The sequence below is a fragment of the Novosphingobium sp. genome (genome assembly GCF_020852455.1).
Lineage (GTDB): Bacteria > Pseudomonadota > Alphaproteobacteria > Sphingomonadales > Sphingomonadaceae > Novosphingobium.
This window is the reverse complement of record NZ_JADZAT010000010.1, coordinates 360,291-381,550: the sequence shown is the minus strand read 5'-3', so window position 1 is coordinate 381,550 and position 21,260 is coordinate 360,291. Positions and strand designations below refer to the sequence as shown.

The 21,260-nt window shown below is 65.5% G+C and carries 23 protein-coding genes; 13 read left to right on the top strand and 10 right to left on the bottom strand.

The genetic code is table 11. The features are described 5' to 3' along the window. The first annotated feature begins 16 nt into the window (after positions 1-16). On the top strand, positions 17-673 hold the full coding sequence (locus tag IT549_RS05910; RefSeq protein WP_292970780.1) for an HAD-IA family hydrolase: 657 nt from the start codon (positions 17-19) through the stop codon (positions 671-673). Positions 674-850: 177 nt separating this feature from the next. Next, positions 851-1,765 (top strand): SDR family oxidoreductase, encoded by a 915-nt coding sequence (locus IT549_RS05905; protein ID WP_292970778.1) that lies wholly within the window; start codon positions 851-853, stop codon positions 1,763-1,765. Between the two features lie 115 nt (positions 1,766-1,880). On the opposite strand, the gene IT549_RS05900 is transcribed toward IT549_RS05905, so the two are convergent. After that, positions 1,881-2,348, bottom strand: coding sequence for a LysR family transcriptional regulator (locus IT549_RS05900; RefSeq protein ID WP_292970777.1), 468 nt, complete (start codon positions 2,346-2,348; stop codon positions 1,881-1,883). Positions 2,349-2,459: 111 nt separating this feature from the next. On the opposite strand from IT549_RS05900, the gene IT549_RS05895 reads away from it, so the two are divergent. After that, positions 2,460-3,512, top strand: coding sequence for a hypothetical protein (locus tag IT549_RS05895; RefSeq protein WP_292970775.1), 1,053 nt, complete (start codon positions 2,460-2,462; stop codon positions 3,510-3,512). 77 nt (positions 3,513-3,589) lie between these two features. Continuing rightward, positions 3,590-4,249, top strand: coding sequence for a DUF4328 domain-containing protein (locus tag IT549_RS05890; RefSeq protein WP_292970773.1), 660 nt, complete (start codon positions 3,590-3,592; stop codon positions 4,247-4,249). Between the two features lie 195 nt (positions 4,250-4,444). On the opposite strand, the gene IT549_RS05885 is transcribed toward IT549_RS05890, so the two are convergent. Genes IT549_RS05885 through IT549_RS05870 form a run of 4 tightly spaced genes read right to left on the bottom strand, consistent with a single transcriptional unit; the run spans position 4,445 to position 7,423 of the window. Next, the gene (locus IT549_RS05885) at positions 4,445-4,792 is read right to left on the bottom strand and encodes a DUF2794 domain-containing protein (RefSeq protein WP_292970771.1); all 348 of its coding nucleotides are present in this window, start codon (positions 4,790-4,792) and stop codon (positions 4,445-4,447) included. Further along, positions 4,789-5,505, bottom strand: a complete 717-nt coding sequence (epsC, locus tag IT549_RS05880) for a serine O-acetyltransferase EpsC (protein ID WP_292970768.1) — start codon at positions 5,503-5,505, stop codon at positions 4,789-4,791. Before epsC ends, IT549_RS05885 begins: the two co-directional genes overlap by 4 nt. Positions 5,506-5,534: 29 nt before the next feature. Next, entirely contained in the window at positions 5,535-6,149 is a 615-nt protein-coding gene (locus IT549_RS05875; RefSeq protein ID WP_292970766.1) for an ATPase, read from the bottom strand. Further along, on the bottom strand, positions 6,149-7,423 hold the full coding sequence (locus IT549_RS05870) for a heavy-metal-associated domain-containing protein (RefSeq protein WP_292970764.1): 1,275 nt from the start codon (positions 7,421-7,423) through the stop codon (positions 6,149-6,151). Before IT549_RS05870 ends, IT549_RS05875 begins: the two co-directional genes overlap by 1 nt. Before the next feature lie 72 nt (positions 7,424-7,495). Between IT549_RS05870 and purM the strand changes: the two genes are divergently transcribed. The 3 genes from purM to IT549_RS05855 all read left to right on the top strand — a co-directional run bounded on the left by purM (position 7,496) and on the right by IT549_RS05855 (position 9,801). Next, entirely contained in the window at positions 7,496-8,587 is a 1,092-nt protein-coding gene (gene purM, locus IT549_RS05865) for a phosphoribosylformylglycinamidine cyclo-ligase (protein ID WP_292970761.1), read from the top strand. Then, on the top strand, positions 8,580-9,533 hold the full coding sequence (purN, locus tag IT549_RS05860) for a phosphoribosylglycinamide formyltransferase (RefSeq protein ID WP_292970758.1): 954 nt from the start codon (positions 8,580-8,582) through the stop codon (positions 9,531-9,533). Before purM ends, purN begins: the two co-directional genes overlap by 8 nt. Before the next feature lie 91 nt (positions 9,534-9,624). Then, positions 9,625-9,801, top strand: a complete 177-nt coding sequence (locus IT549_RS05855) for a hypothetical protein (RefSeq protein ID WP_292970756.1) — start codon at positions 9,625-9,627, stop codon at positions 9,799-9,801. Here the strand turns inward: IT549_RS05855 and IT549_RS05850 are convergent. Further along, on the bottom strand, positions 9,798-10,043 hold the full coding sequence (locus tag IT549_RS05850; protein WP_292970754.1) for a hypothetical protein: 246 nt from the start codon (positions 10,041-10,043) through the stop codon (positions 9,798-9,800). The two genes, IT549_RS05855 and IT549_RS05850, sit on opposite strands and share 4 nt — an antisense overlap. A 65-nt stretch (positions 10,044-10,108) precedes the next feature. Between IT549_RS05850 and cls the strand changes: the two genes are divergently transcribed. Next, positions 10,109-11,554, top strand: coding sequence for a cardiolipin synthase (gene cls / locus IT549_RS05845; RefSeq protein WP_292970752.1), 1,446 nt, complete (start codon positions 10,109-10,111; stop codon positions 11,552-11,554). 1 nt (position 11,555) lies between these two features. On the opposite strand, the gene IT549_RS05840 is transcribed toward cls, so the two are convergent. The 4 genes from IT549_RS05840 to IT549_RS05825 form a co-directional block, all read right to left on the bottom strand. Then, positions 11,556-11,801: a DUF465 domain-containing protein gene (locus tag IT549_RS05840; protein WP_292970750.1), complete on the bottom strand. Its 246-nt coding sequence runs from the start codon at positions 11,799-11,801 to the stop codon at positions 11,556-11,558. 156 nt (positions 11,802-11,957) lie between these two features. Continuing rightward, positions 11,958-12,380, bottom strand: coding sequence for a nucleoside-diphosphate kinase (gene ndk / locus IT549_RS05835; protein ID WP_292970748.1), 423 nt, complete (start codon positions 12,378-12,380; stop codon positions 11,958-11,960). A gap of 91 nt (positions 12,381-12,471) precedes the next feature. After that, complete coding sequence (locus tag IT549_RS05830; RefSeq protein ID WP_292970745.1) at positions 12,472-12,906, bottom strand: DNA polymerase III subunit chi; 435 nt, start codon at positions 12,904-12,906, stop codon at positions 12,472-12,474. Next, positions 12,896-14,359: a leucyl aminopeptidase gene (locus IT549_RS05825; RefSeq protein WP_292970742.1), complete on the bottom strand. Its 1,464-nt coding sequence runs from the start codon at positions 14,357-14,359 to the stop codon at positions 12,896-12,898. Before IT549_RS05825 ends, IT549_RS05830 begins: the two co-directional genes overlap by 11 nt. A gap of 98 nt (positions 14,360-14,457) precedes the next feature. Between IT549_RS05825 and lptD the strand changes: the two genes are divergently transcribed. The 5 genes from lptD (at position 14,458) to IT549_RS05800 (ending at position 21,259) form a co-directional block, all read left to right on the top strand. After that, positions 14,458-16,734 (top strand): LPS assembly protein LptD, encoded by a 2,277-nt coding sequence (gene lptD / locus IT549_RS05820; RefSeq protein WP_292970739.1) that lies wholly within the window; start codon positions 14,458-14,460, stop codon positions 16,732-16,734. A 196-nt stretch (positions 16,735-16,930) separates the two neighbouring features. Beyond that, positions 16,931-18,226: a peptidylprolyl isomerase gene (locus IT549_RS05815; protein WP_292970736.1), complete on the top strand. Its 1,296-nt coding sequence runs from the start codon at positions 16,931-16,933 to the stop codon at positions 18,224-18,226. Positions 18,227-18,232: 6 nt separating this feature from the next. After that, positions 18,233-19,246, top strand: coding sequence for a 4-hydroxythreonine-4-phosphate dehydrogenase PdxA (gene pdxA / locus IT549_RS05810; protein WP_292970734.1), 1,014 nt, complete (start codon positions 18,233-18,235; stop codon positions 19,244-19,246). Next, positions 19,239-20,063 (top strand): 16S rRNA (adenine(1518)-N(6)/adenine(1519)-N(6))-dimethyltransferase RsmA, encoded by an 825-nt coding sequence (gene rsmA, locus IT549_RS05805; protein WP_292970731.1) that lies wholly within the window; start codon positions 19,239-19,241, stop codon positions 20,061-20,063. The genes pdxA and rsmA overlap by 8 nt, the downstream gene beginning before the upstream one ends. Positions 20,064-20,140: 77 nt before the next feature. Further along, positions 20,141-21,259: a serine hydrolase domain-containing protein gene (locus tag IT549_RS05800; protein WP_292970729.1), complete on the top strand. Its 1,119-nt coding sequence runs from the start codon at positions 20,141-20,143 to the stop codon at positions 21,257-21,259. Position 21,260: the final 1 nt, after the last annotated feature.

Genomic DNA, 21,260 nt, shown 5'->3' with positions numbered 1-21,260 from the left:
GCGATGGGCGCGCGCGATGACCATTCCCTTCGATATCGTCGGCTTCGATCTTGACGGCACCCTGCTCGATACCTCGCGTGACCTGGGCGTGGCGCTCAACCATGCGTTGACCACGATCGGGCGGCCTGAAGTGCCCTACGATCAGGTCCGTAACCTCATCGGCGGCGGTTCCGGGCTGATGCTGCGCCGGGCGCTGGCGCTGACCGGCGGGGACGAAGGGATCGATTTCGAAGCGCTGCGCCAGGTGCTGGTGCGCTTCTATGGCGAGAACATCGCCCACCACACCGCGCTGTTCCCGGGCGGCGAGGCGATGCTGGATGATCTGGCCGCGGCCGGCGTCAAAGTGGCGGTGGTCACCAACAAGCCGCACGCCTTGGCCATCCGTCTGTTCGACGAGCTGGGCCTCTCGCCCCGGTTCGCCAGCGTGATCGGCGGCGGAACCTTTCCGCTCAAGCCCGAACCCGACGCGCTGCACGCCATGGTTGAGCAGTGCGGCGGCGGGCGCGCGGCCTTTGTCGGCGATACCACCTTCGATACCGGCGCCGCGCGGGCCGCCGGGATGCCCTGCGTGGCGGTCAGCTTCGGCTTTGTCGATGCCCCGCTGGACGAGCTGGGCGCCGATGCGGTGATCGACCATTTCGACCAGCTGGTGCCCGCGCTGTGTAGCCTTTGATACCCCGAGTCGCGCCCAAATCCGGCGCTGCGCCTGCGTAGCCACCCTGATTGACGCTAGGGAAAGCAAGTGCTGCACTGCGGCATATTGCCAAGCCCTGCCCGGCCATGCCATGCCGCGCCCGCTTCCCCCCAAGAGATCACTGGTGGGATACCCCTTTTCAGCGGAGAAACGCTCATGACCATTTCGTTCAAGGATCGCGTCGCGATCGTCACCGGCGCCGGCGGCGGGCTGGGCCGGGCCTATGCGCTCGAACTCGCTGCGCGCGGGGCCAAGGTTGTCGTCAACGACCTCGGCGGCAGCCGCGATGGCACCGGCCATTCGGATGCCGCGCTCAAGGTGGTAGAGGAAATCAAGGCCGCTGGCGGCGAAGCCATGTCGAACGGCGGCTCGGTCACCGAATACGAACAGATGGTCGAGATGGTCGCCAAGGCCAAGGAGGCCTGGGGCGGCGTTCACGTGCTGATCAACAACGCCGGGATCCTGCGCGACAAGAGCTTCGCCAAGATGGACATGGCCGACTGGAAGCTGGTCGTCGATGTCCACCTCAACGGCAGCGCCAACTGCACCAAGGCGGTGTGGGATACGATGCGCGAACAGGCCTATGGCCGCATTCTCAACACCGCCAGCAGCACCGGGCTGTTCGGCAACTTCGGCCAGGCCAACTATGGCGCGGCCAAGCTGGGCCTGGCGGGCTTCACCAAGACGCTGGCGCTGGAAGGCGCGAAGTACAACGTGCGGGTCAACACGCTGGCCCCGGTCGCCGGCACCCGGATGACCGAAGACCTGGGCATGCCCGAAGCCTTCTTCCAGGCGCTGGCTCCTGAAAACGTCGCCCCGATGGCGCTCTATCTGGTCAGCGAGGATGCGCCGACCAACATGATCTGCGGTGCCGGCGCGGGCGCGTTCCACGCCGCCTATGTCACCCTGACCCCGGGCGTCGCCCTCCCCGCCGACGAGCGCACCCCCGAAGGGATCGCCGCGCACTGGGACCAGATCATCGACCGCACCGGCGAGATCGTCCCCCAGTCGGGCGGCGAACAGAGCCAGGTCGTGCTGGCCGCGCTCGCCAAGATCGGCGGACTGGGCTGAACGGCTCGCCCCTCCCCCCACTGGGGGAGGTGGCAGACCGCAGGGCTGACGGAGGGGAACCGCGAAAGCCCCCTCCGCCCCCCGCCTCCCCGAGCCGGGGAAGATGCACACCCGATCATGGGTGAAACGCGCCCGCTTCGAGCGCCATAAAGTCCTCCTTTCCGGCCTGCGCCGAGAGCCGCCGGAACAGCCCCAACAGCGCAGAATCATCGCATTTCTGGGCGATTGCCACACAGCGCCCGCGCCAGACTATCGGTTTCACCAACCCCTCAATTGCGGCGATCCGGCGCTCTTCGGGTGTAAACTTCCGCAGCGGCACCATTGTGCCTGCCTGCACCGCATCCCAGCTGGCCGCAAAGCTCTCCGCCCCCGTCCGGTTGCGAAGCTGATAGGCCGAAACCCGCGACAGTCCCACCTCTCGCGCCGCCGCCGCCACCGACCGGGTGCGCGCAAGCGCAACCAGGAACTGTGCCTGCCGCAGGGCGGTCCAGCCATCGCAGCGGGCCCGCAAGGGCACCGGCAAGAATGGCGGGACACGGATGTGGCGCGCCTTGGTTCGGTGCCTGGGGGGATTGCCTTGCATCGCTGAGCGTAAGACACATTCAGGCCGTGTAGGAAAGCCATCCTTACCACCGTATTGACACACTAATACACCCGTGCCACACTCCCCGCATTCCTTAGGGGAGGTTTTCCGATGTATTCAGAAGCAGACCTACAATCGGCGGTCACGGCTGGTGCGATCAGCCATGAAGCTGCCGAGGCATTCCGCGCCCATGCGGCGGGCATGCGTTCCGCGCCGGTGGCGGATGAAGAACACTTTCGGCTGATCACCGGCTTCAACGACATCTTCGTGACCATCGCGGCAGTGCTGCTGCTGATGGCGGCGGCCGGGATCGGTCATGCCATCGCGCCGGGCATTGCCGGGGTGCTGGTGGCCGGTGCAGCCTGGATGCTGGCCGAATTCTTCACCCGCAAGCGGCGGATGGCGCTGCCTTCGATTGTGCTGCTGCTGGCCTTCGTTGGCGGCGTGGCTGCGGTGCCGATCAATTACCTGGCCGAAACCAATGCCAACCTGAGCGAAACAACCGGTACCATGGTGGGCGCGGGCATCGGCTTGCTGGCCGCTGGCGCCGCCTGGCTGCACTGGCGGCGCTTCATGGTGCCGATCACGGTTGCGGCGGGCGCTGCGGGCCTGGTGGTTACCGCCATTGCACTGGTCGTCACCGCCTGGCACAGCGCTACCGGCAACCGCGATCCCGAGCCGATCCTGCTGCCGCTGACCTTCCTTTTTGGCCTGGCCGTCTTTGCCGTGGCGATGCGCTGGGACATGAGCGATCCCAAGCGCGAAACCCGCCGCAGCGATGTGGCCTTCTGGCTGCACCTGCTGGCCGCGCCGATGATTGCCCACCCGCTGTTTGCCTGGCTGGGCGTAAGCGATGGTGAAAACATCGGTGCTGCGGCGGCGCTGGGCGTGCTGGCGATCTATGTGCTGATGGGCGCGGTGGCGCTGGCGGTAGATCGCCGCGCGCTGCTGGTCTCGGCGCTGGCCTATGTGCTGCTGGCACTGACCTGGCTGTTCCGCGAATTCGGGATGGTCGAACTGAACGTCGCGCTCACCGGACTGGTGATCGGCTCGGCGCTGCTGGCGCTCTCGGCCTTCTGGACCCCGATCCGTTCGGCTCTGGTCCAGCGCCTGCCGGATACGCTCCAGTCGATGCTGCCGCAGGGACTGCTGGCCCACGCCTGATCGGTTTCACCAACACTTGCGCTGTCTCCGATCGGCGCTAGTTTCCCCCCGAAGGCACTGCTTTCGGGGGGATTTTCATGGTCGGAATGCGGGTTGAACGTGGAGTGGCCTCGCTCAAGCTACGCGCGGTGGTAACCCAGGCGCTGCTGGCGCTGTTCCTGCTGGTGACCGGACTGGTGGCATTGGCCACGCTGCTTTTGGCGGTGCAGGAGTTTCAGGGCGGCTATTCAGCCTGGCTGATCACCACCCCGGCCTTTGTGTTCTACATCGTGCTGACCTTTGTGCCCGCCGCGATCGCGCTGACGCTGTGGGTCTGGCGAGCGCATGCCAACCTCCACGCCGATCAGCTTGACGGACTGAACTATGCACCCGGCTGGACTGCAGTGAGCCTGTGGGTCCCGGGCTTCAACCTCTATGCCCCCAAAGGCGCGATGCGCGAGCTGTGGAACCGCAGCCACGGCGAGGAACCCTGGTTCGCGAACCAGAGCGTCGATGCAGTCAATTCATGGTGGACCTGTTATGTCGTGGGAATCCTGATCGTCAGCCTGCTGACCGTGATGGTACTGATCGACCGGTTCAGCTTCTTCGTGTTCCTGACACCGCCCGGCACCAATATGCTGGCCTTGGCCTTTGCCAGCCTGCTGCTGGCCGGATCGGCCTGGTTCCTGATCCGGATCGTGGGCCGGATCACCAAGGCGCAGGAAACGGTGACAAGCGTGGGCGATACCTTTGCCTGATCGCTGCGCTCAATCCTGCCCCGATCCGTTGCATTCGATGCAATAGCATTTGCCCCGGCAGGATGGACAGACCACCTTGCCGCCACCGCGCTGCAATTGCTTTGAGGGATGCGGCGTTACCGACTTGCCATCGCCGCTGCCGCCGCAGGTCCGGCACCGGCCACTGCCACCACAGGTTCCGCACTTTGCCATCCGCTAACCCTCCACCACCTTGAGCAGCCGCCGTTCGATCGGGAACAGCACGCCGGCCAGTTCATGCCCGCGCTTGAGCACTTGCCCGCCCTCACCAAACAGGGTCCACATGCCTTGCTTGCCGCGCAGCGCCGGGCGCTTTTCGATCCGGGCCTCGGGGCGTTCGGCGGTGCGGCGAAAGGCGCTGAACACCGCCGCGTCCTTGCTGAAATCCATCGCATAGTCGCGCCACATCCCGGCCGCGACCATACGCCCATAAAGATCGAGGATGCGCATCAGTTCGTCACGTTCAAAGCCAACCTGCGCGGTGCGCGCCGCCAGACTGGGAAAGGGCGTGACGGTGGCGCTCAAGCCTGCTTCGTGCCCCCGCGCTTGCGGCCGGCGCTCTGCTTGGCGGCAGTGGCATCGCGTTCTTCAAGCAGCTGGGCCAGCCGCTTTTGCATGACCTGCATTTCGCACTGTAGCAGTTCCAGCTTCTGCGTCGCCGGATCGAAGCGTTCGGTGCACGGGGTGCCATAGGGCACGAAATTCTGCGTTTCGGGCTTCACCTCGACCAGCGTCGGCTTGGCCGGGATGCCCACCATGGTCGCGCCTTCGGCCACGTCCTTGGTCACCACGGCATTGGCGCCGATCCGCGCGCCCGCGCCCACCGTGATCGGCCCCAGGATCGCCGCGCCCAGGCTGACGATCACATTGTCACCGATAGTCGGGTGGCGCTTGCCGCCCTGGCCGTTGGTTGGGTTGGTGCCGCCCAGGGTCGATCCCTGGTACATGGTCACATTGTCGCCGATCTCGGCGGTTTCACCGATCACCACGAAACCGTGATCGATAAAGAAATTGCGCCCGATGGTGGCCCCGGGGTGGATGTCGATCGCGGTCAGCAGGCGGCTGAAATGGTTGACGATGCGGGCCAGGAAAAACAGCTCGGCCTCAAACAGCCAGTGCGCCACGCGGTGCAGGCCCAGGGCCCAGACCCCGGGATAGAGCAGCACTTCCCAACGCGAACGCGGGCTGGGATCGCGCGCGACGATCGAGTCGAGATAGCGGGTCAGCTCTTGCAACATGGTTCCCCCAGTGTCCCACGGGCGACGTGCTAAAGCAAGCGCGGCTCGTTGGGGCCGTAAAGCTCCTCAAGCGCCTCGCGCCAGATCCCCTGCGTGGGCGGCGCCTTGCGTTCAAGGCTCAGCCGGTCGATCGTCTCGACCAGCCGTTCAACTGCGATATGGGTACGCTCGATCCGCGGCACAAGATAGGCCGCCGCATCGGGTCCAAGCGCCAGCCCGCGTTGCTCGGCATGGACCAGCAGCAGATCCTCCAGCAAGGCCTCATCCGGCGCGCCGATCGCCAGCTGCAGCGCAGCGCCAAGCCGTGAGGCAAGATCGGGCAAGGTGATCCGCCAGCCATGCTCGTGCTGGCCGGTCACCAATAGCAGCGGCGTGGCGCGTTCCTGGGCGCGGTTCCAGCGGTGAAACAGCTCGGTCTCGTCCACCCGGTCGGCGTCGTCGATCGCTTCGCCCAGCCCGCGATCCGCAAACCAGCGTGCCAGCAGCGTCTTGCCCGAACGCGGCGGGCCAGACAGCACGGCGGTGCGGAACGGCCAGGTCTGCGCCATGGCCAGCGCCTCGACCGCAGCCTGGTTGGCCGGGCCGAGCACGATCCGCGAAGGGCCATGGCCCCCCGCCTTCAGCGGGAGCGCGATCTGGCCCATCAGCGCTTGATCGAAAGGGCGTTGGCGCCGACGGTTACCCGCCACCCGCGGCCGCGCAGCGCGGCGGCCAGAGTGTCGATATCGCCTTCATAGGTAACCCGCATCACCGATGTGCCGCCCATTGCCAGGCTGGTGGTCGAAGCGCCCTTGACCCCCGGGGCCGAGCGCACCGCGCCCAGCGCGGCATCGACCGCGCCGGCATCAGGCGAAGCGAACTGGACGGTAAAGGTACGCGTTTCGACCGGTGCGGCGGTGGGCGTAGGCGTGGCGCTGGCTTCGGCGGTGGGTGCCGCGCTGGGCGCGGCCTGTTGGGGCGCCTGCCCGGCGGCGATCAGCGCTGCCAGCCCAGGATCCATCTGCGCCTGCATGTTGAGCGAGGTATCGGGCTTGAGCTGACCTTCTTCGAGCGCCTGACCATAGAGCTGGTCCAGCCGCACCACGGCTTCGGACAGCATCTTGGGCAGGCCGGCCTCATCATTGGCGGTCAGCGTGAAGCTGCCCAGGAAGGTGTTGTCAGGGCCATACCGCGCGGTGAAGGTGCCGCGCACCGGCCCGCCCGGCCACTGCCGCTCAAGCCGCGCTTCGGGCACGATCACATCGCGCGCACCATACTGGCTGAGCACATTGCGCCACCATGCCCGGCTGCGGCGGCCTGGCTGCCCGGCGGTGACCAGCAGCGAATCCCCGCCGGCACCGACCGGGCGGACATAGTCGATCGGGCTGTTGCCGGCGCGAAATTCAGCCCAGGCCTTTTGCCAGGGGCCTTTGACCTCAAAGACCTGCGCAACGCCGCCCGAATAGAGCACCGGAATCACCAGCAGCGGCGCCGAATGCGCACGTCCGCCGTTGGTGCCGCCCAGATACTGCCCGGCGCGGGCGCGGTCGAACACCACACCCAGTGTGGCGATGTAGCGGCGCGGCCCGATCTGTTCGCGCTGGATCACCACCGCCGAAACCATCGACTGGATCGAGCCATCGTCCATCGACGGCCCGCCCGCCTTCTTCCACGCCAGCCGCGCGGCTTCCTGCCAGCCCTTGGACCGGGCTTCCTGCGCGTTGGAGCCGGTGGTGTTGACCTCAACATCGTTGATCTGAATGTCCGATGTGCTGGCCACCGGCACGATCCCGCGATCCCCTTCGATCTGCGCCCACAGCCGGGCCGGGCCCAGCGCGAGCAGGCCAGCGATCAGCGCGAGCGCCAGCCCGCCAAGCAGCGTGGCGGCGGGTCCGGGGCGCCATGTGCGCAGCGAGGAAAGGTGTATTGCGACAGCCATCGGGGAAAACCGCATGCCTTTTGCCCAATCATCCGTGGAAATCCAAGCGGGAAAGCGCTAGGCGCGCGTTCGATGTCTGAAAAGTCTTACAGCTATGAGCAAGCCGGCGTCTCGATTGCCGCCGGAAACGCGCTGGTCAAGGCGATCGGCCCGCTGGTCAAGGCCACCGCGCGGCCCGGCGCCGATGCCGAGATCGGCGGCTTTGGCGGGTTCTTCGATCCGCGCGCCGCGGGATACAATGATCCGCTGCTGGTTGCCGCCAACGACGGGGTCGGCACCAAGGTCAAGCTGGCGATCGACCATGACCGGCACGATTCGATCGGCCAGGACCTGGTCGCGATGTGCGTCAACGATCTGATCGTTCAGGGCGCGGAGCCGCTGTTCTTCCTCGACTATTTCGCCACCGGCAAGCTTGAAACCGGGGTGGCCGAACGCGTGGTCGCCAGTATTGCCGAAGGCTGCAAGCTGGCCGGCTGCGCGCTGATCGGCGGCGAAACCGCGGAAATGCCCGGAATGTATGCCGCCGGCGACTATGACCTGGCGGGTTTCTGCGTCGGCGCGGTTGAACGCGGCGAGCAGCTGACCGGCGACAAGGTGGCCGAAGGTGACGTGCTGCTGGGCCTGGCCAGCTCCGGCGTCCATTCGAACGGCTATTCGCTGGTCCGCCGGCTGGCAGCGGACAAGGGCTGGAAGCTGGACCGCCCCGCCCTGTTCGATCCCGATCGCCTGCTGATCGATACCCTGATAGAACCGACCCGGATCTATGTGAAAAGCCTGCTGCCCGCGATCCGCAGCGGCAAAATCCATGCCCTGGCTCACATTACCGGTGGCGGCCTGCTGGAAAACGTGCCGCGCGTCCTGCCCGCCGGGCTGCACGCGCGGATCGATGCCGGGGCCTGGGCCCAGCCGCGGTTGATGGCCTTCCTGCAGGCCCAGGGCAATATCGAACCGGCCGAAATGGCCCGCACCTTCAATTGCGGGATAGGCATGGTCCTGGCGGTGGCTGCCGATCAGGTTGCGGGCCTGACCGCCGAGCTGGCAGCCGCCGGCGAGACCGTCCATGTGATCGGCGCGATCGAGGCCGGCCCGCGCGGCTGCACCGTGCAGGGCAGCGCAGAGACCTGGTCGGCCCGCGAGGGCTGGGAAGCCACCCACCTTGCCTGATCGCGCCAAGGTCGCCGTGCTCATTTCGGGCAGCGGCACCAATATGGCGGCGCTGCTCTATGCCAGCCGGGCCGAGGACTGCCCGTACGAGCTGGTGCTGGTCGGCTCGAACAACCCCGAGGCCGGCGGCCTGAAACTGGCCGAGGCGGAAGGTGTTGCCACCTTCTGCCTGCCGCACAAGAGCATGGCCCGGCTCGATCATGACATGGCGATGGATGCGGCAATCCGTGCCAGCGGCGCGCAATTCGTTGCCCTGGCCGGCTATATGCGGATCCTGACCCCGGAATTCGTCACCGGCTGGCAGGGCCGGATGGTCAACATCCATCCCAGCCTGCTGCCCAAATACAAGGGCCTGCACACCCACGAACGCGCGATCGAGGCGGGTGACAGCCATGGCGGCTGTACCGTCCACCTGGTCACCGCCGAGCTCGACGATGGACCGGTGCTGGGCCAGACCCCGGTGGCGATCGTTCCTGGTGACAGTGCCGACAGTCTGGCCGCCCGGGTGCTGATCGCCGAACACCAGCTCTATTCGCGCTGCCTGGCGGCACTGGTCAGCCGCGAAACATCGCCCGAATGGCTGGCCCAGCAGGTCCGCCAGCGCGCCCTGGCCCTGCCCGAAGCCGACGAGGTGCAAAGCCACGGCATGCCCTGCTTCGGGATCGTAAAGGGCAAGAAGTTCGCCTATGTCTCAAGCGACCACCATGGTGATGGCAAGGTGGCGCTGCTGGTCAAGATCAGCGGCGCGGACGAGCAGGCGCAGCTGATCGAGAACGATCCCGCCCGCTATTACCGCCCGGCCTATTTCGGCGACGGCTGGATCGGCATCCGGCTTGACCTGGGCGATACCGACTGGGACGCGATTGCCGACTGGCTGGCGCGCAGTTGGCGCAGCGTGGCTCCTAAGAAGCTGACTTCATTGATCGACGCAGCCGACGCGTTCTGATCGTTAAGATCCGCTAACCGCATTCTGGAAGGCGCAGGTAACTCTATGCTTCTATTCGAAATTATCGATAGTCGAAGCCAGGAGACCAGACATGGCTTTTTTCCGTAAGCTTATTGCCGATACTACCGGAACCTCCGCAGTCGAATACGGCATTATCTGCGGCCTGATGGTTACCGGTATCCTTGTCGGCGTGCAGGGCCTGGGCGCTGAAGTGGTGGAAAGCTACAACAGCACCGCCGAAGCCGTCCACAACGCCTCGGCCGGTTAAGCTATCTCAGAGCCGTCCACCAAGGGGCGGCTCTCCCGCGTTCCCTTGTAGCGTGCGTCGGGCTCGGTCGGGCCCGGCGAAATCACCACATGATCGGCATGCACTTCCAGCAGCGTGCCGACAAACGGCCAGTCTTCCATCGTGCTGACCCGATAGCTGACCGTATCGCCCACCTTGAACGTGGCCGGATCGAAGTTGAATTCGAACGGGCAATCCTCGCCCCCTCCGCCCATGCCTTTCATCGCGATTCTCCTTTGCCTGCAGCATAGGACTGGATTTCGCGGCGAAAAGGCCCAGAATCGTTTCAATGCTGCGCGATTTCACATCTTTGCTGACCCTGGGTGTCTTTGCCCTGGAACTGGTGGTGTTGCTGCGCGCACTGCTGCGCCCCCAGCGCGAGCCGGCCTCGCGGATCGCCTGGTTCATCACCATTCTGGTGCTGCCGGTGGTGGGGGTGATCGCCTATCTGCTGATCGGTGAGGCGCGGATCAGCCAGCGCCGCCGCGCCCGCTTTACCGCAATCGACGCCCAGCTGCCGCGCCCCGGCGGCGATCCCGAGGCCGCGCGCGAGCTGGGTCAGGGTCCCTGGGCGGCGCCCTTCGCTCTGGCCCGCACGGTCAATGGCCTGCCGCCCACGCTGGGCAACCGCGCAACGCTGGCCGCAGACAACAAGGCCGCGATTGCCGGTATGGTCGCCGATATCGATGCCGCCCAAAGCACGGTCCACCTGTGCTTCTACATCTGGCTGGCCGATGCCAGCGGGATCGCGATCAAGGACGCGCTGATCCGCGCCGCAGCGCGCGGGGTCAAGGTGCGGGTGCTGGCCGACGCGCTGGGTTCGCGCCAGTTCCTGCGCTCCAGCCACTGGCAGGACCTGCTGAACGGCGGGGTCGATGCCCGCATGGCGCTGCCGGTGGGCGGGATCGTCTGGACCTTCATCCGCGGCCGGGTTGACCTGCGCAACCACCGCAAGTTGCTGATCCTGGATAACCGGATCGCCTGGTGCGGCAGCCAGAACGCCGCCGATCCCGAATTCCGGATCAAGTGGCGCTATGCCCCCTGGGTCGATCTGATGACCCGCTGGGAAGGCGGGGTTGCGCGGCATTGCCAGTTCCTGTTCGCCAGCGACTGGATGGCCGAACACGGCGACGATGTGACCGCGCTGTTCGCTCCTGAACCGCCCCGCCCGATCGCCGCGCCGCACCACATCACGGCCCAGGTGATCGGTACCGGGCCGATCCTGTCCTATCCGGCGATGACCGGCTGCTTTGCCGAGCTGATCCATGCCGCCCGGCGCGAACTGGTGGTCACCACGCCCTATTTCGTTCCTGACGAACAATTGCTGTTCGCACTGACCAGCGCCGCCCGGCGCGGGGTGCGCGTGGTGCTGGTGCTGCCGCGCCGCAACGACAGCCGCGTGGTGGCCGGGGCCAGCCGGTCCTACTACCGCGAGCTGATCGCGGCCGGGGTCGAGATCCACGAATTCCGCCCCGGCCTGCTCCATGCCAAGACCATGATCGCCGACAGCGAAGTGGGCCTGATCGGATCGGCCAACCTTGACCGGCGCAGTTTCGAGCTGAACTTCGAAAACAACGTGCTGTTCGCCAACCCCGATTTCGCCGCGCAAATCCGTGCGCGGCAAGACCAGTGGATCGCCCAGTCAGACCGGATCACGCACGACACCGTCGCGCGCTACAACATGTTTCGCCGGCTGTGGCAGAACCTGCTGGCGATGTTCAGCCCGTTGCTGTGAGTCAGCCCCTGGCCTTGGCGACCATCCCCGAAATCTCGTCGAGCAGCGCCAGACGCTTTTTCTTGAGCGTTTCGGTATATTCGTCGGACGGGGTTTCGATCTCCACCTCGATGCGATGAATCTCTCCGTTCAGTTCATGATAGCGCTCGGCCAGGGTCACGAAGTGGGCGTTGTGCAGCTTCAGTTCGTGCAGCACCGCGTGATCGTTGGGGAACTCGTCGGCCAGTTCGTGCGGGGTATGAGACATCCTTGCTCCAATGCTTAAGGTTGATGATTCGCAGTATCGAAAGCCCTGCTCTGCTGCGCCTTGCGTTGGGTCAAACTATGACAATAAAATGCAAAAAAAGGCCGCCGGATCGCTCCGGCAGCCCCTTGTCTTGCGAAGCCTTGCAGGCTGGCGGGATTAGCCGACCAGTTCTTCCGGCTTGAAGAAGAAGGCGATTTCGATCGCGGCGTTTTCATCGCTGTCCGAACCGTGGACGGTGTTTTCACCGATCGACAGGGCATGGGTCTTGCGGATGGTGCCTTCGGCGGCGTCGGCCGGGTTGGTGGCGCCCATCACTTCGCGGTTGCGGGCCACGGCGTCTTCGCCTTCCAGAACCTGGACAACCACCGGTTCGCTCATCATGAAATCGCACAGTTCGCCGAAGAAGGGGCGTTCCTTGTGGACGGCATAGAAGCCTTCGGCCTGTTCGCGGGTCATGAGGATGCGCTTCGAAGCGACGACACGCAGGCCGGCTTCTTCCAGCATCTTGGTGACCGCGCCGGTCAGGTTGCGGCGGGTGGCGTCGGGCTTGATGATCGAGAAGGTGCGGGTAACCGCCATGTCAAATTCCTTGCGAACTTTGTGGGTTTTGGGAGAGTGCGCGCGCCCCTAGCCGGGAAAATGCGGCACTGCAAGATATCAGAACACGGCGTCAGGCCGCCTTGACCCAGCCTTTGCCTTCCTGCCTCCAATAGTTCTTCTCGACACCTTCGCGCTCACCCAGCATGCGCCAGGTCGCGCGGGCATCGTCGATGCTTGAGCCGTCAAACAGCAGGAACACCCGTTCGAACGCGTCAGCGCCTTCGCGCCACTGGCCGTCGGCCAGCGCCAGAAAGCTCGCGCCATTGGCCGCATCCAGACTGTGCGAGAGCAGGATCGGCTGGCGGGCATCATGCGGGCCGCCAGCCGGGGCATGGGCCAGGAACTGGTCCTTCACTGCCCACAGCGCGGCACTGACCCGCGCAAGCTGCGCCTCGTCAGCCGAAACCACCAGTACCCGCGCGCCGCTGCCCAGCATCTTGGCAGCGAGCGCGGGCAGAGCCTCCTCAAGCGAGGACTGGCTCAACTGGTAGAAATCAACCCTCAAGACTGTCGCGCACGAAGCGATCGAGCACGCGCACGCCATAACCGGTTGCGCCCTTGTCCCAGGTTTGGCCGGGCTTCGAGGCCCAGACCATCCCGGCGATGTCGAGGTGCGCCCAGGGGGTGCCCTTTTCGACATAGCGCTGGATGAACTGCGCGGCGGTGATCGAGCCGCCTTCGCGCGGGCCGACGTTCTTCATGTCGGCAATCGGGCTGTCGATCAGCTTGTCGTAAGCCGGTGACAGCGGGAAGCGCCACAGCTTGTCGCCCGAGGCAAGGCCGGCGGCGACCAGCTTGCCCGCCAGGTCATCGTCGTTCGAGAAGATCCCGGCATGTTCATGGCCCAGGCTGATGATCATCGCCCCGGTCAGAGTGGCAAGATCGATCACCGCAGCGGGTGAATATTCCTTCTGCACCCAGGTGATCGCATCGCACAGCACCAGGCGGCCTTCGGCATCGGTGTTGATCACTTCGACCGTCTGGCCCGACATCGAGGTGACCACGTCACCCGGGCGCTGGGCGTTGCCATCGGGCATGTTTTCAACCAGCCCGCAGACCGCAACGACATTGGCCTTAGCCTTGCGCCGGGCAATCGCCAGCATGAACCCGGCAACCGCCCCGGCCCCGCCCATGTCCCACTTCATGTCTTCCATCCCGGCGGCGGGTTTCAGGCTGATCCCGCCGGTATCGAAAGTCACGCCCTTGCCCACGAAGGCGGTCGGCCTGGCACCGGCGTCCCCGCCGTTCCATTCCATCACCAGCAGGCGCGGCGGGCGGACCGAACCCTGGGCCACGCCCAGCAGCGCGCCCATGCCCAGCTTGCCCATTTCGGCTTCATCCAGCACGCGCACCTTTACGCCGCTGCCTTCCAGCCGCTTGGTGACGCGATCGACGAAGCTTTCGGGATAGATGATGTTGGCCGGTTCGGTCACCAGTTCACGGGTCAGTTCGACGCCATCGGCCAGCGCGGCTTCGATATCCCAGGCGGCTTCGGTGCCGGCGGGCGCGCCGGCAATCCGGATCGTGGTCAGCGAGGCCTGCTGATCGGCGGGCAGCTTGGTGCGATAAATATCGTGGCGCCAGCCGCGCAGCCGCGCGCCCAGGATCACCGCCGCGGCCTCACCAGCCGACAGTCCGGCATCGGACAGGTCGATCGTCACCGCGCTTTCGCCCGAGGCGATGTACTTGGCGGTGATCGCCGCACCGGCCTTTTCCAGCGCAGCGGTGCGATCCTTCGCACCCTTGTCGCCCGCACCGGCCAGAGCAACGCGCACGAACGCGCCTTCGCGGCTGACGAAGCCTTCGAACAGCTGCCCGGCTTTGCCGGCAAAGCGGCTGGCCTTGGCGCCTTCGGTCAGGACCGGATCAAGCGTGGCAGCCAGTCCATCCTGATTCACGACATGGGCAACCGGGCTGGTGGTGACGGGCAGCGGGGTGGAAACGAATTCGATTTTCATGCTTGCTCCCAAGGGAAATGTGCGGCGCCGCGCCGGAAGGTGGCCCGGCCGCGATGGCATGGATTGCAGTTAGGCGCGGGCGGTGCGATAGGCAAGCCATGGTCCTGCCTCAGCGGCGCTGCTGCCCGCAATTCCTGCTGCCTGCTTTCCGCCGCCGTGCTTCGGGCGCGTTGCTGGCGCTTGGCCTGCTTGCGGCGCCGGTTGCTGCACTGGCGCAAGAAGCCCCCCCGCCCCTGCAAACGACCACGCCGCTGGAGATCAGGGAAGGCGAGAAGATCGGCTTCGAAGCCGATGGCGCCAGCTATGACGACAACAGTGACCAGGTCAGCGTGTTCGGCAATGTGGTGCTGCGCCGGGGCGAACAGTCGGTCCGCGCCGACAAGGTCACCTGGGATCGCAAGACCGGCCAGATCCTGGCCGAAGGCAACATCCGCTTCGTCGATGTCGATGGCAACCAGCTGTTCACCGACCGGCTTGAGCTGACCGACGAGCTCAAGGCCGGGGCAATGCAGAACATGCTCTATGTCCTGCGCGAAGGCGGCCGTCTGGCTGCGCAGAGCGGTGAGCGCGGCGATAACGGCCAGGTAATCCTGCACAACGCCGCCTATTCGGCCTGCGCGGTTGAAGACAGCCAGGGCTGTCCGCGCCAGCCGTCATGGCGGTTGACTGCCAAACGGGTGGTCTTCGATCCCGACAGCAAGACTGTGCGGTTCTATGGATCGCGGATCGAGCTGTTCGGCGTTTCATTGCTGCCGATGCCAACCATTGCGCTGGCCACCGACGGTCGGCCAATCTCGGGCCTGCTGATTCCCGACGTGCAGCTTTCAGCGTCGAACGGGGTGCAGATTTCCGATACCTGGTACCAGCGGCTTGGCCCCAACCGCGAACTGTCGGTCACCGGTTATGTCTTTACCAAGGCACTGCCGATGGTTTCAGCGCAGTTCCGGCATCTGACCGGCAATGGCGCCTATCAGGTCACCGGCTATGCCACCCGCAGCTCGCGTATCCCGATCGGCAGCAGCAGCACGGTCACCCAAAAGGATTTCCGCGGCTATTTCTACACCAACGGCCATTTCCAGTTCAGCCCCAACTGGGGGCTGACCTTCTCCAGCCGGCTGGCATCCGATCGCACCTTCCTGCGCCGTTATGACATCAGCCGCGATGATCGCCTACGTTCGACCGTCGATCTCGAACGGATCGATCCCGACAGCTACCTGTCGATCTCGGGCTGGGCGACGCAGACCTTGCGGGTCGGCGATTCGCAGGGGCTGGTGCCCTTTGCCGTCCCGGTGATCGACTACCGCCGGCGGCTGGCCGATCCGGTGCTGGGCGGTCGGATCCAGTTGCAGGCCAATTCGATGGCGATCACCCGCACCAGCGGGCAGGATACCCAGCGCGCCTTTGCCAGCGCGCAGTGGGATCTCAGGCGGATCACCCCGATGGGTCAGGAACTGACGCTGACCGCGCTGGCCCGGGGCGATATCTACCATTCCGATGAGAACGCCCTCACCTCGACCGTGATCTATCGCGGTGATCCGGGCTGGCAGGCCCGGGCGATGGCCACCGTGGCGTTTGACGCCAAGTGGCCGCTGGTCGGCAGCTTTCTGGGCGGCACCCAGGTGCTGACCCCGCGTTTTCAGGTTGTCGCCAGCCCCACCCTGCGCAACCTGGCCGTGCCCAATGAAGACGCCCGCGCGATCGATCTTGAGGATTCGAACCTGTTCGCGCTCAACCGCTTCCCCGGCTATGACCGGATCGAGGACGGGGTGCGCTTTACCTATGGGTTCGACTGGCAATTCGAACGGCCAGGCTGGCGGATCAGCACGACAGTTGGGCAAAGCTACCGCCTGACCGACCGCCCAACTCTGCTGCCCGATGGCACCGGGCTTTCGACCCGCACCTCCGATATCGTCGGGCGGACCGAGGTGCGCTATCGCGACTTCGTCAAGTTCACGCACCGCTTCCGGCTCGACAAGGATAATTTCGCAGTCCGCCGCAACGAATTCGACGCCGCGATCGGGACCCGACGGACCTACCTGGAACTGGGCTACCTGCGGCTGAACCGCGACGTTTCTAGCGGGATCGAAGACCTGAAGGACCGCGAGGAAGCCCGCATCGCCGGGCGTGTCGGCTTTGCCCGCTACTGGTCGATTTTCGGATCGGGCGTGTTCGACCTGACCGGGAACAGCGACGACCCGACACTGGTCGGCGTCGATGGCTTCCAGCCGATCCGTACCCGGCTGGGCGTGGCCTATCAGGACGATTGCCTGGAAATCGACGTGACCTGGCGGCGCGACTATGTGGCGACCGGTGACGCGCGCCGGGGCAACACCTTCCAGATCCATATCGCGCTGCGCAATCTCGGCTTCCGGTGACAAGCCGCGATCGGCAATTGGCAGCCCGCGCCAAACACGCTATCCGCGCTCGCTCAGGCAAGGTTAAGCCGCAGGGCGGCATTGGCCGGGCAACTTCGGCGCGTTAAATCGCGCGGCAATTGGGATTTGTAGCACTGTGACTTCCAGCTTGCGTTTGCGTTCTCTTTCGCGACTTGCCCTGATCCCCCTGACTCTGGTGGCCCTGTCGCCGCTCGCTCCGCTGCAGGCCCGCCAGGGCCCGCCGGCGGGTGGGCTTAACCTGCCGGAAAACCCGCAGATCTTCGGCAAGCAGGATCCCAACCTGCGCACCGCGATGGTGGTGATCAACGGTGAAGTCATCACCGGCACCGATATCGATCAGCGCGTTGCCCTGGTTGTAAGTGCCAGCGGCGGCAAGATCGGGCCCGAGGAAATGGAGCGACTGCGCCTGCAGGTGCTGCGCAACCTGATGGACGAAACACTGCAGATTCAGGAAGCGAAGTCGCAGGACATCGCCGTCGCCGATGAGGAGGTGGATGCGTCCTATGACCGGATCGCCCGCCAGAATTTCAATCAGGATCCCAAGGCGCTCGACGCCTACCTGACCAAGATCGGCTCGTCGCCGGCCTCGCTCAAGCGCCAGATTCGCGGCGAATTGTCATGGCAGCGGCTGCTGCGCCGCAATGTCACGCCGTTCGTCAACGTCTCTGACGATGAAGTGCGCGACACGATCAAGCGCCAGGAAGAAGCCAAGGGCACCGAAGAATACCGGGTCGGCGAAATCTTCCTCTATGCGACCAGCGAAAACCGCGAAGCGGTGCTGCAGAACGCGAACAAGATCGTCGAGCAGATCAAGAAGGGCGGCAATTTCACCGCCTATGCCCGCCAGTTTTCCGAAGCCTCGACCGCGCCGGTCGGCGGCGATCTGGGCTGGGTGCGGCTGGGCATGCTGCCGGCGGAACTGCAGCAGGCGGTTGCCGGGCTTGAATCGGGCCAGATGATCGGCCCGGTCGAAGTGCGCGGCGGCTTCTCGATCGTGCTGCTGATCGACAAGCGCAAGGTGCTGACCGCCGATCCGCGCGATGCGCAGCTCAGCCTCAAGCAGGTTTCGATCCAGTTCGCCCCCGGCACCACCGAAGCGCAGGCGCGCGACCGCGCCAATGCCTTTGCCGAAGCAATGAAGGGCGCCAAGGGCTGCGGCTCGGTCGATCCGATTGCCCAGCAGCAAGGCGCCGAGGTGGTTTCAAGCGATCAGGTCAAGGCGCGCGATCTGCCGGGACCGTTACAGACCATGGTTCTGGGGCTGAACATCGGTGAAGCCACTCCGCCGTTCGGCTCGATCCAGGACGGCGTAAGCGTGCTGGTGCTGTGCGGCCGCGACGATCCGCAAGTGGCCGGCGGACCGACTTTCGACCAGGTCGAAAACCAGATCCTCGACGAGCGCATCAATAAGCGCGCGCAGGCCTATCTGCGCGACCTGCGCCGCGATGCAGTGATCGACTACGGCAACTGATCACGGATGGACTTTCCGCCTCTCGCTGTATCGCTGGGCGATCCGGCGGGGGTCGGCCCCGAACTGATCGCCGCTGCCTGGGCACGCCGCGAAGTTGAGGAACTGCCCCCGTTCTTTGTAGCCGGCGGAGCCGATATCCTGCGGGATGCCGGGCGCGCGCGCGGTTACGACCTGCCGGTGATCGAGATCTTCCATCCGGCTGAGGCGCTGGAGCTGTTCGGCCACAGCCTGCCGGTGCTGGCCGGGGCGGACGGCGAATACAGCCCGGGCCTGCCCAATCGCGAAGGCGCGGAACTGGCCTTCGCCTCGCTCACCGAGGCGACAGAGCTGGTGCTCGCCGGGGATGCGGCGGCGCTGGTCACCGCACCGATCGCCAAGGCGCGACTGGCCGAAGTGGGGTTCGACTATCCCGGGCAGACCGAATTCGTCGCGGCCGCCTGCGGTTATGCACCGGGCGATGCAGTGATGATGCTGGCCGGGCCGCAGCTGCGCACCGTGCCGCTGACGGTTCACGTGGCGCTGAAAGACGTGCCCGGCCTGATCAATGCCACCCTGATCGAGCGCAAGGCACGGATCGTGGCTTCGGCGCTGTTCCGCGATTTCGGGATCGAGATGCCGCGCCTGGCCGTGGCTGCGCTCAATCCGCATGCGGGTGAAGATGGCCGGATGGGCCGCGAGGACAGCGACATTGTCACCCCGACCATCGCCGCGCTGGCCGCCGAAGGGATCGCCATTTCCGGCCCGCATCCGGCCGACGGACTGTTCACGGCCCATGCCCGCGAAAGTTACGATGTGGCGCTGTGCATGTACCACGATCAGGCGCTGATCCCGCTGAAAGCGCTCGATTTCGATTCCGGGGTCAATGTCACGCTGGGCTTGCCGGTAGTGCGCACCAGCCCCGATCACGGCACCGCCTTTGGCATCGCCGGGCAGAACCTGGCCAATCCCGGTGCGATGATCGCTGCGATCCGCATGGCCGGGGAATGCGCGGCACGGCGGCTGGGGCTGTTCGATGACTGACCTTCCGCCGCTGCGCGAAGTGATTGCGCGGCACGGCCTCTCCGCCAGCAAGGCGCTGGGCCAGAATTTCCTGTTCGACGAGCAATTGCTGGACCGGATCGCAGCGATCCCGGGCAAGCTCAAGGCCCAGCAGGTGCTAGAGGTCGGCCCCGGTCCCGGCGGGCTGACCCGCGCACTGCTGCGCGCCGGGGCCCAGGTTACCGCGATCGAGATGGACCGGCGCTGCCTGCCCGCGCTGGCCGAACTGGCGGAGGCTTTCCCGGCCCAGCTGCGGGTGATCGAAGGCGATGCGACCAAGGTGGCGCACGGGATCGAGGGGCCGTACCACGTGGTCGCCAACCTGCCCTACAATGTCGGCACCGCGCTGTTCGTCGGCTGGCTGGGCGGTGAGGCCTGGCCGCCGCAGTGGGCCAGCCTGACCCTGATGTTCCAGCTTGAGGTCGCTCAGCGGATCATCGCCGAGGCCGGCAGCGATGCCTATGGCCGCCTGGCGGTGCTGGCACAGTGGCGCAGCGCGGCGAAACTGGCGATGAAAGTCCACCGCAGCGCCTTTACCCCGCCGCCCAAGGTGATGAGCGCGATCGTGCACGTGACGCCTGCGGAAATGCCCGAAGGCGTCTCGGCCAAAGTGCTCGAACGCGTCACCGAAGCCGCCTTTGGCCAGCGCCGCAAGATGCTGCGCCAGAGCCTGAAGGGCGTGCCTGGCGCGCTTGCAGCGCTGGAGCGATTGGGGATTGACCCGCAACGGAGAGCGGAGACGCTGAGCGTTGAGGAATTTGTCAGTGTGGCGCGTGAGCTGGGCTTGCCTCGTAAGTGAACTGCTGTATTAGCATTATATAGCACTAAAAATTACGAGGATTGGCAACTTTGATGCAATTCACGCGACGGGCCATGATGGCTGGAAGTGCCGCACTTTCGACGTCCGGTGCTTTGGCAAAGCCGGTCAAGCGGACGGCTTCAGGCAAGGGAATCGATGCCGCAGTGGCCGAAAGCCTGGCCAATCGGGGAACGCCAGGTGCAGCTGTTGCAGTCGCCCGTAACGGAACCATGGCCTATTCGCGCGGCTTCGGCATGGCCAACCTGGAAACCGGTACGCAGGTTGGACCTGACACCATCTTCGGCATCGGTTCGCTGACCAAGCAGTTCACTGCCGCTGCCGCGATCAAGCTTGCGGCGCAGGGCAAGCTTGATCTCAAGGCTCCGGTGGCCGAACGGCTTCCCGCTTTCAAGATACTCAAGCCGTTCTCGGCGCTTGAACTGATGCATCAGACCGCCGGCCTGCACAGCGATGAAAGCGACGAGCCGGTTGCCCCCAGAACCTTGACCCAGATCGAACTGGCGGCAGAGATCGCCGGGCAAAAGCAGCCGTTCGATTTCGAACCGGGCAGCGCGTGGCTTTACAGCAATGCCAATTACATCGTGCTGGGCGCGCTGATCGAGGCAGTATCCGGGCAGTCGTACGCCGATGCAATCAAGACCCTGATTGCCGGACCGCTGGGATTACCCCAACTGGCTTCGGATTCGAGCCGCGATATCGTTCCGCATCGCGCCTCGGGCTACTCCGCAACCGACAATGCGGCCCAAACGTTCATTCATGCCGCCAGTCTCGATCCCTCGCAGGCCGGCGGGGCCGGCGCGATGCGCGGCAGTGCCGAGGCCCTGTGTCACTGGCACCACGCGTTGCTGACTGCACGGCTGTTCGACCAGGCCCATGTTGACCTGATGCTGTCTCCGGGTCGTTTGCGCGATGGCCGCCTGAGCAGCGCCAACCGCTTCAACCCTGATGACGCACACTACGGCGATACCGAATATGCCTGCGGACTGCTGGTTTCAGGCCCCAGTGAAGCGCGCGCCAACCTGGTGCACTATGGCGCAATTTCGGGGTACAGTGCGGTGCTGCAGACTTACCGCGACCAAGGCGTGACCTTCGCGGTGCTGTGCAATGCCGACATCGGTCCCGGCGTGCCATTCCGCGCCGTCCGCAAGGCGGTGATCGCGGAATGGCTGCGCTAGG

Excerpts from the sequence above, each read along its gene's own strand:
- IT549_RS05910 (WP_292970780.1), top strand. The coding sequence starts at position 17 with ATGACCATTCCCTTCGATATCGTCGGCTTCGATCTTGACGGCACCCTG.
- IT549_RS05905 (WP_292970778.1), top strand. The coding sequence starts at position 851 with ATGACCATTTCGTTCAAGGATCGCGTCGCGATCGTCACCGGCGCCGGC.
- IT549_RS05900 (WP_292970777.1), bottom strand. The coding sequence starts at position 2,348 with ATGCAAGGCAATCCCCCCAGGCACCGAACCAAGGCGCGCCACATCCGT.
- IT549_RS05895 (WP_292970775.1), top strand. The coding sequence starts at position 2,460 with ATGTATTCAGAAGCAGACCTACAATCGGCGGTCACGGCTGGTGCGATC.
- IT549_RS05890 (WP_292970773.1), top strand. The coding sequence starts at position 3,590 with ATGGTCGGAATGCGGGTTGAACGTGGAGTGGCCTCGCTCAAGCTACGC.
- epsC (WP_292970768.1), bottom strand. The coding sequence starts at position 5,505 with ATGTTGCAAGAGCTGACCCGCTATCTCGACTCGATCGTCGCGCGCGAT.
- IT549_RS05875 (WP_292970766.1), bottom strand. The coding sequence starts at position 6,149 with ATGGGCCAGATCGCGCTCCCGCTGAAGGCGGGGGGCCATGGCCCTTCG.
- IT549_RS05870 (WP_292970764.1), bottom strand. The coding sequence starts at position 7,423 with ATGGCTGTCGCAATACACCTTTCCTCGCTGCGCACATGGCGCCCCGGA.
- purM (WP_292970761.1), top strand. The coding sequence starts at position 7,496 with ATGTCTGAAAAGTCTTACAGCTATGAGCAAGCCGGCGTCTCGATTGCC.
- IT549_RS05855 (WP_292970756.1), top strand. The coding sequence starts at position 9,625 with ATGGCTTTTTTCCGTAAGCTTATTGCCGATACTACCGGAACCTCCGCA.
- IT549_RS05850 (WP_292970754.1), bottom strand. The coding sequence starts at position 10,043 with ATGAAAGGCATGGGCGGAGGGGGCGAGGATTGCCCGTTCGAATTCAAC.
- cls (WP_292970752.1), top strand. The coding sequence starts at position 10,109 with ATGCTGCGCGATTTCACATCTTTGCTGACCCTGGGTGTCTTTGCCCTG.
- IT549_RS05840 (WP_292970750.1), bottom strand. The coding sequence starts at position 11,801 with ATGTCTCATACCCCGCACGAACTGGCCGACGAGTTCCCCAACGATCAC.
- ndk (WP_292970748.1), bottom strand. The coding sequence starts at position 12,380 with ATGGCGGTTACCCGCACCTTCTCGATCATCAAGCCCGACGCCACCCGC.
- IT549_RS05825 (WP_292970742.1), bottom strand. The coding sequence starts at position 14,359 with ATGAAAATCGAATTCGTTTCCACCCCGCTGCCCGTCACCACCAGCCCG.
- lptD (WP_292970739.1), top strand. The coding sequence starts at position 14,458 with ATGGTCCTGCCTCAGCGGCGCTGCTGCCCGCAATTCCTGCTGCCTGCT.
- pdxA (WP_292970734.1), top strand. The coding sequence starts at position 18,233 with ATGGACTTTCCGCCTCTCGCTGTATCGCTGGGCGATCCGGCGGGGGTC.
- rsmA (WP_292970731.1), top strand. The coding sequence starts at position 19,239 with ATGACTGACCTTCCGCCGCTGCGCGAAGTGATTGCGCGGCACGGCCTC.
- IT549_RS05800 (WP_292970729.1), top strand. The coding sequence starts at position 20,141 with ATGGCTGGAAGTGCCGCACTTTCGACGTCCGGTGCTTTGGCAAAGCCG.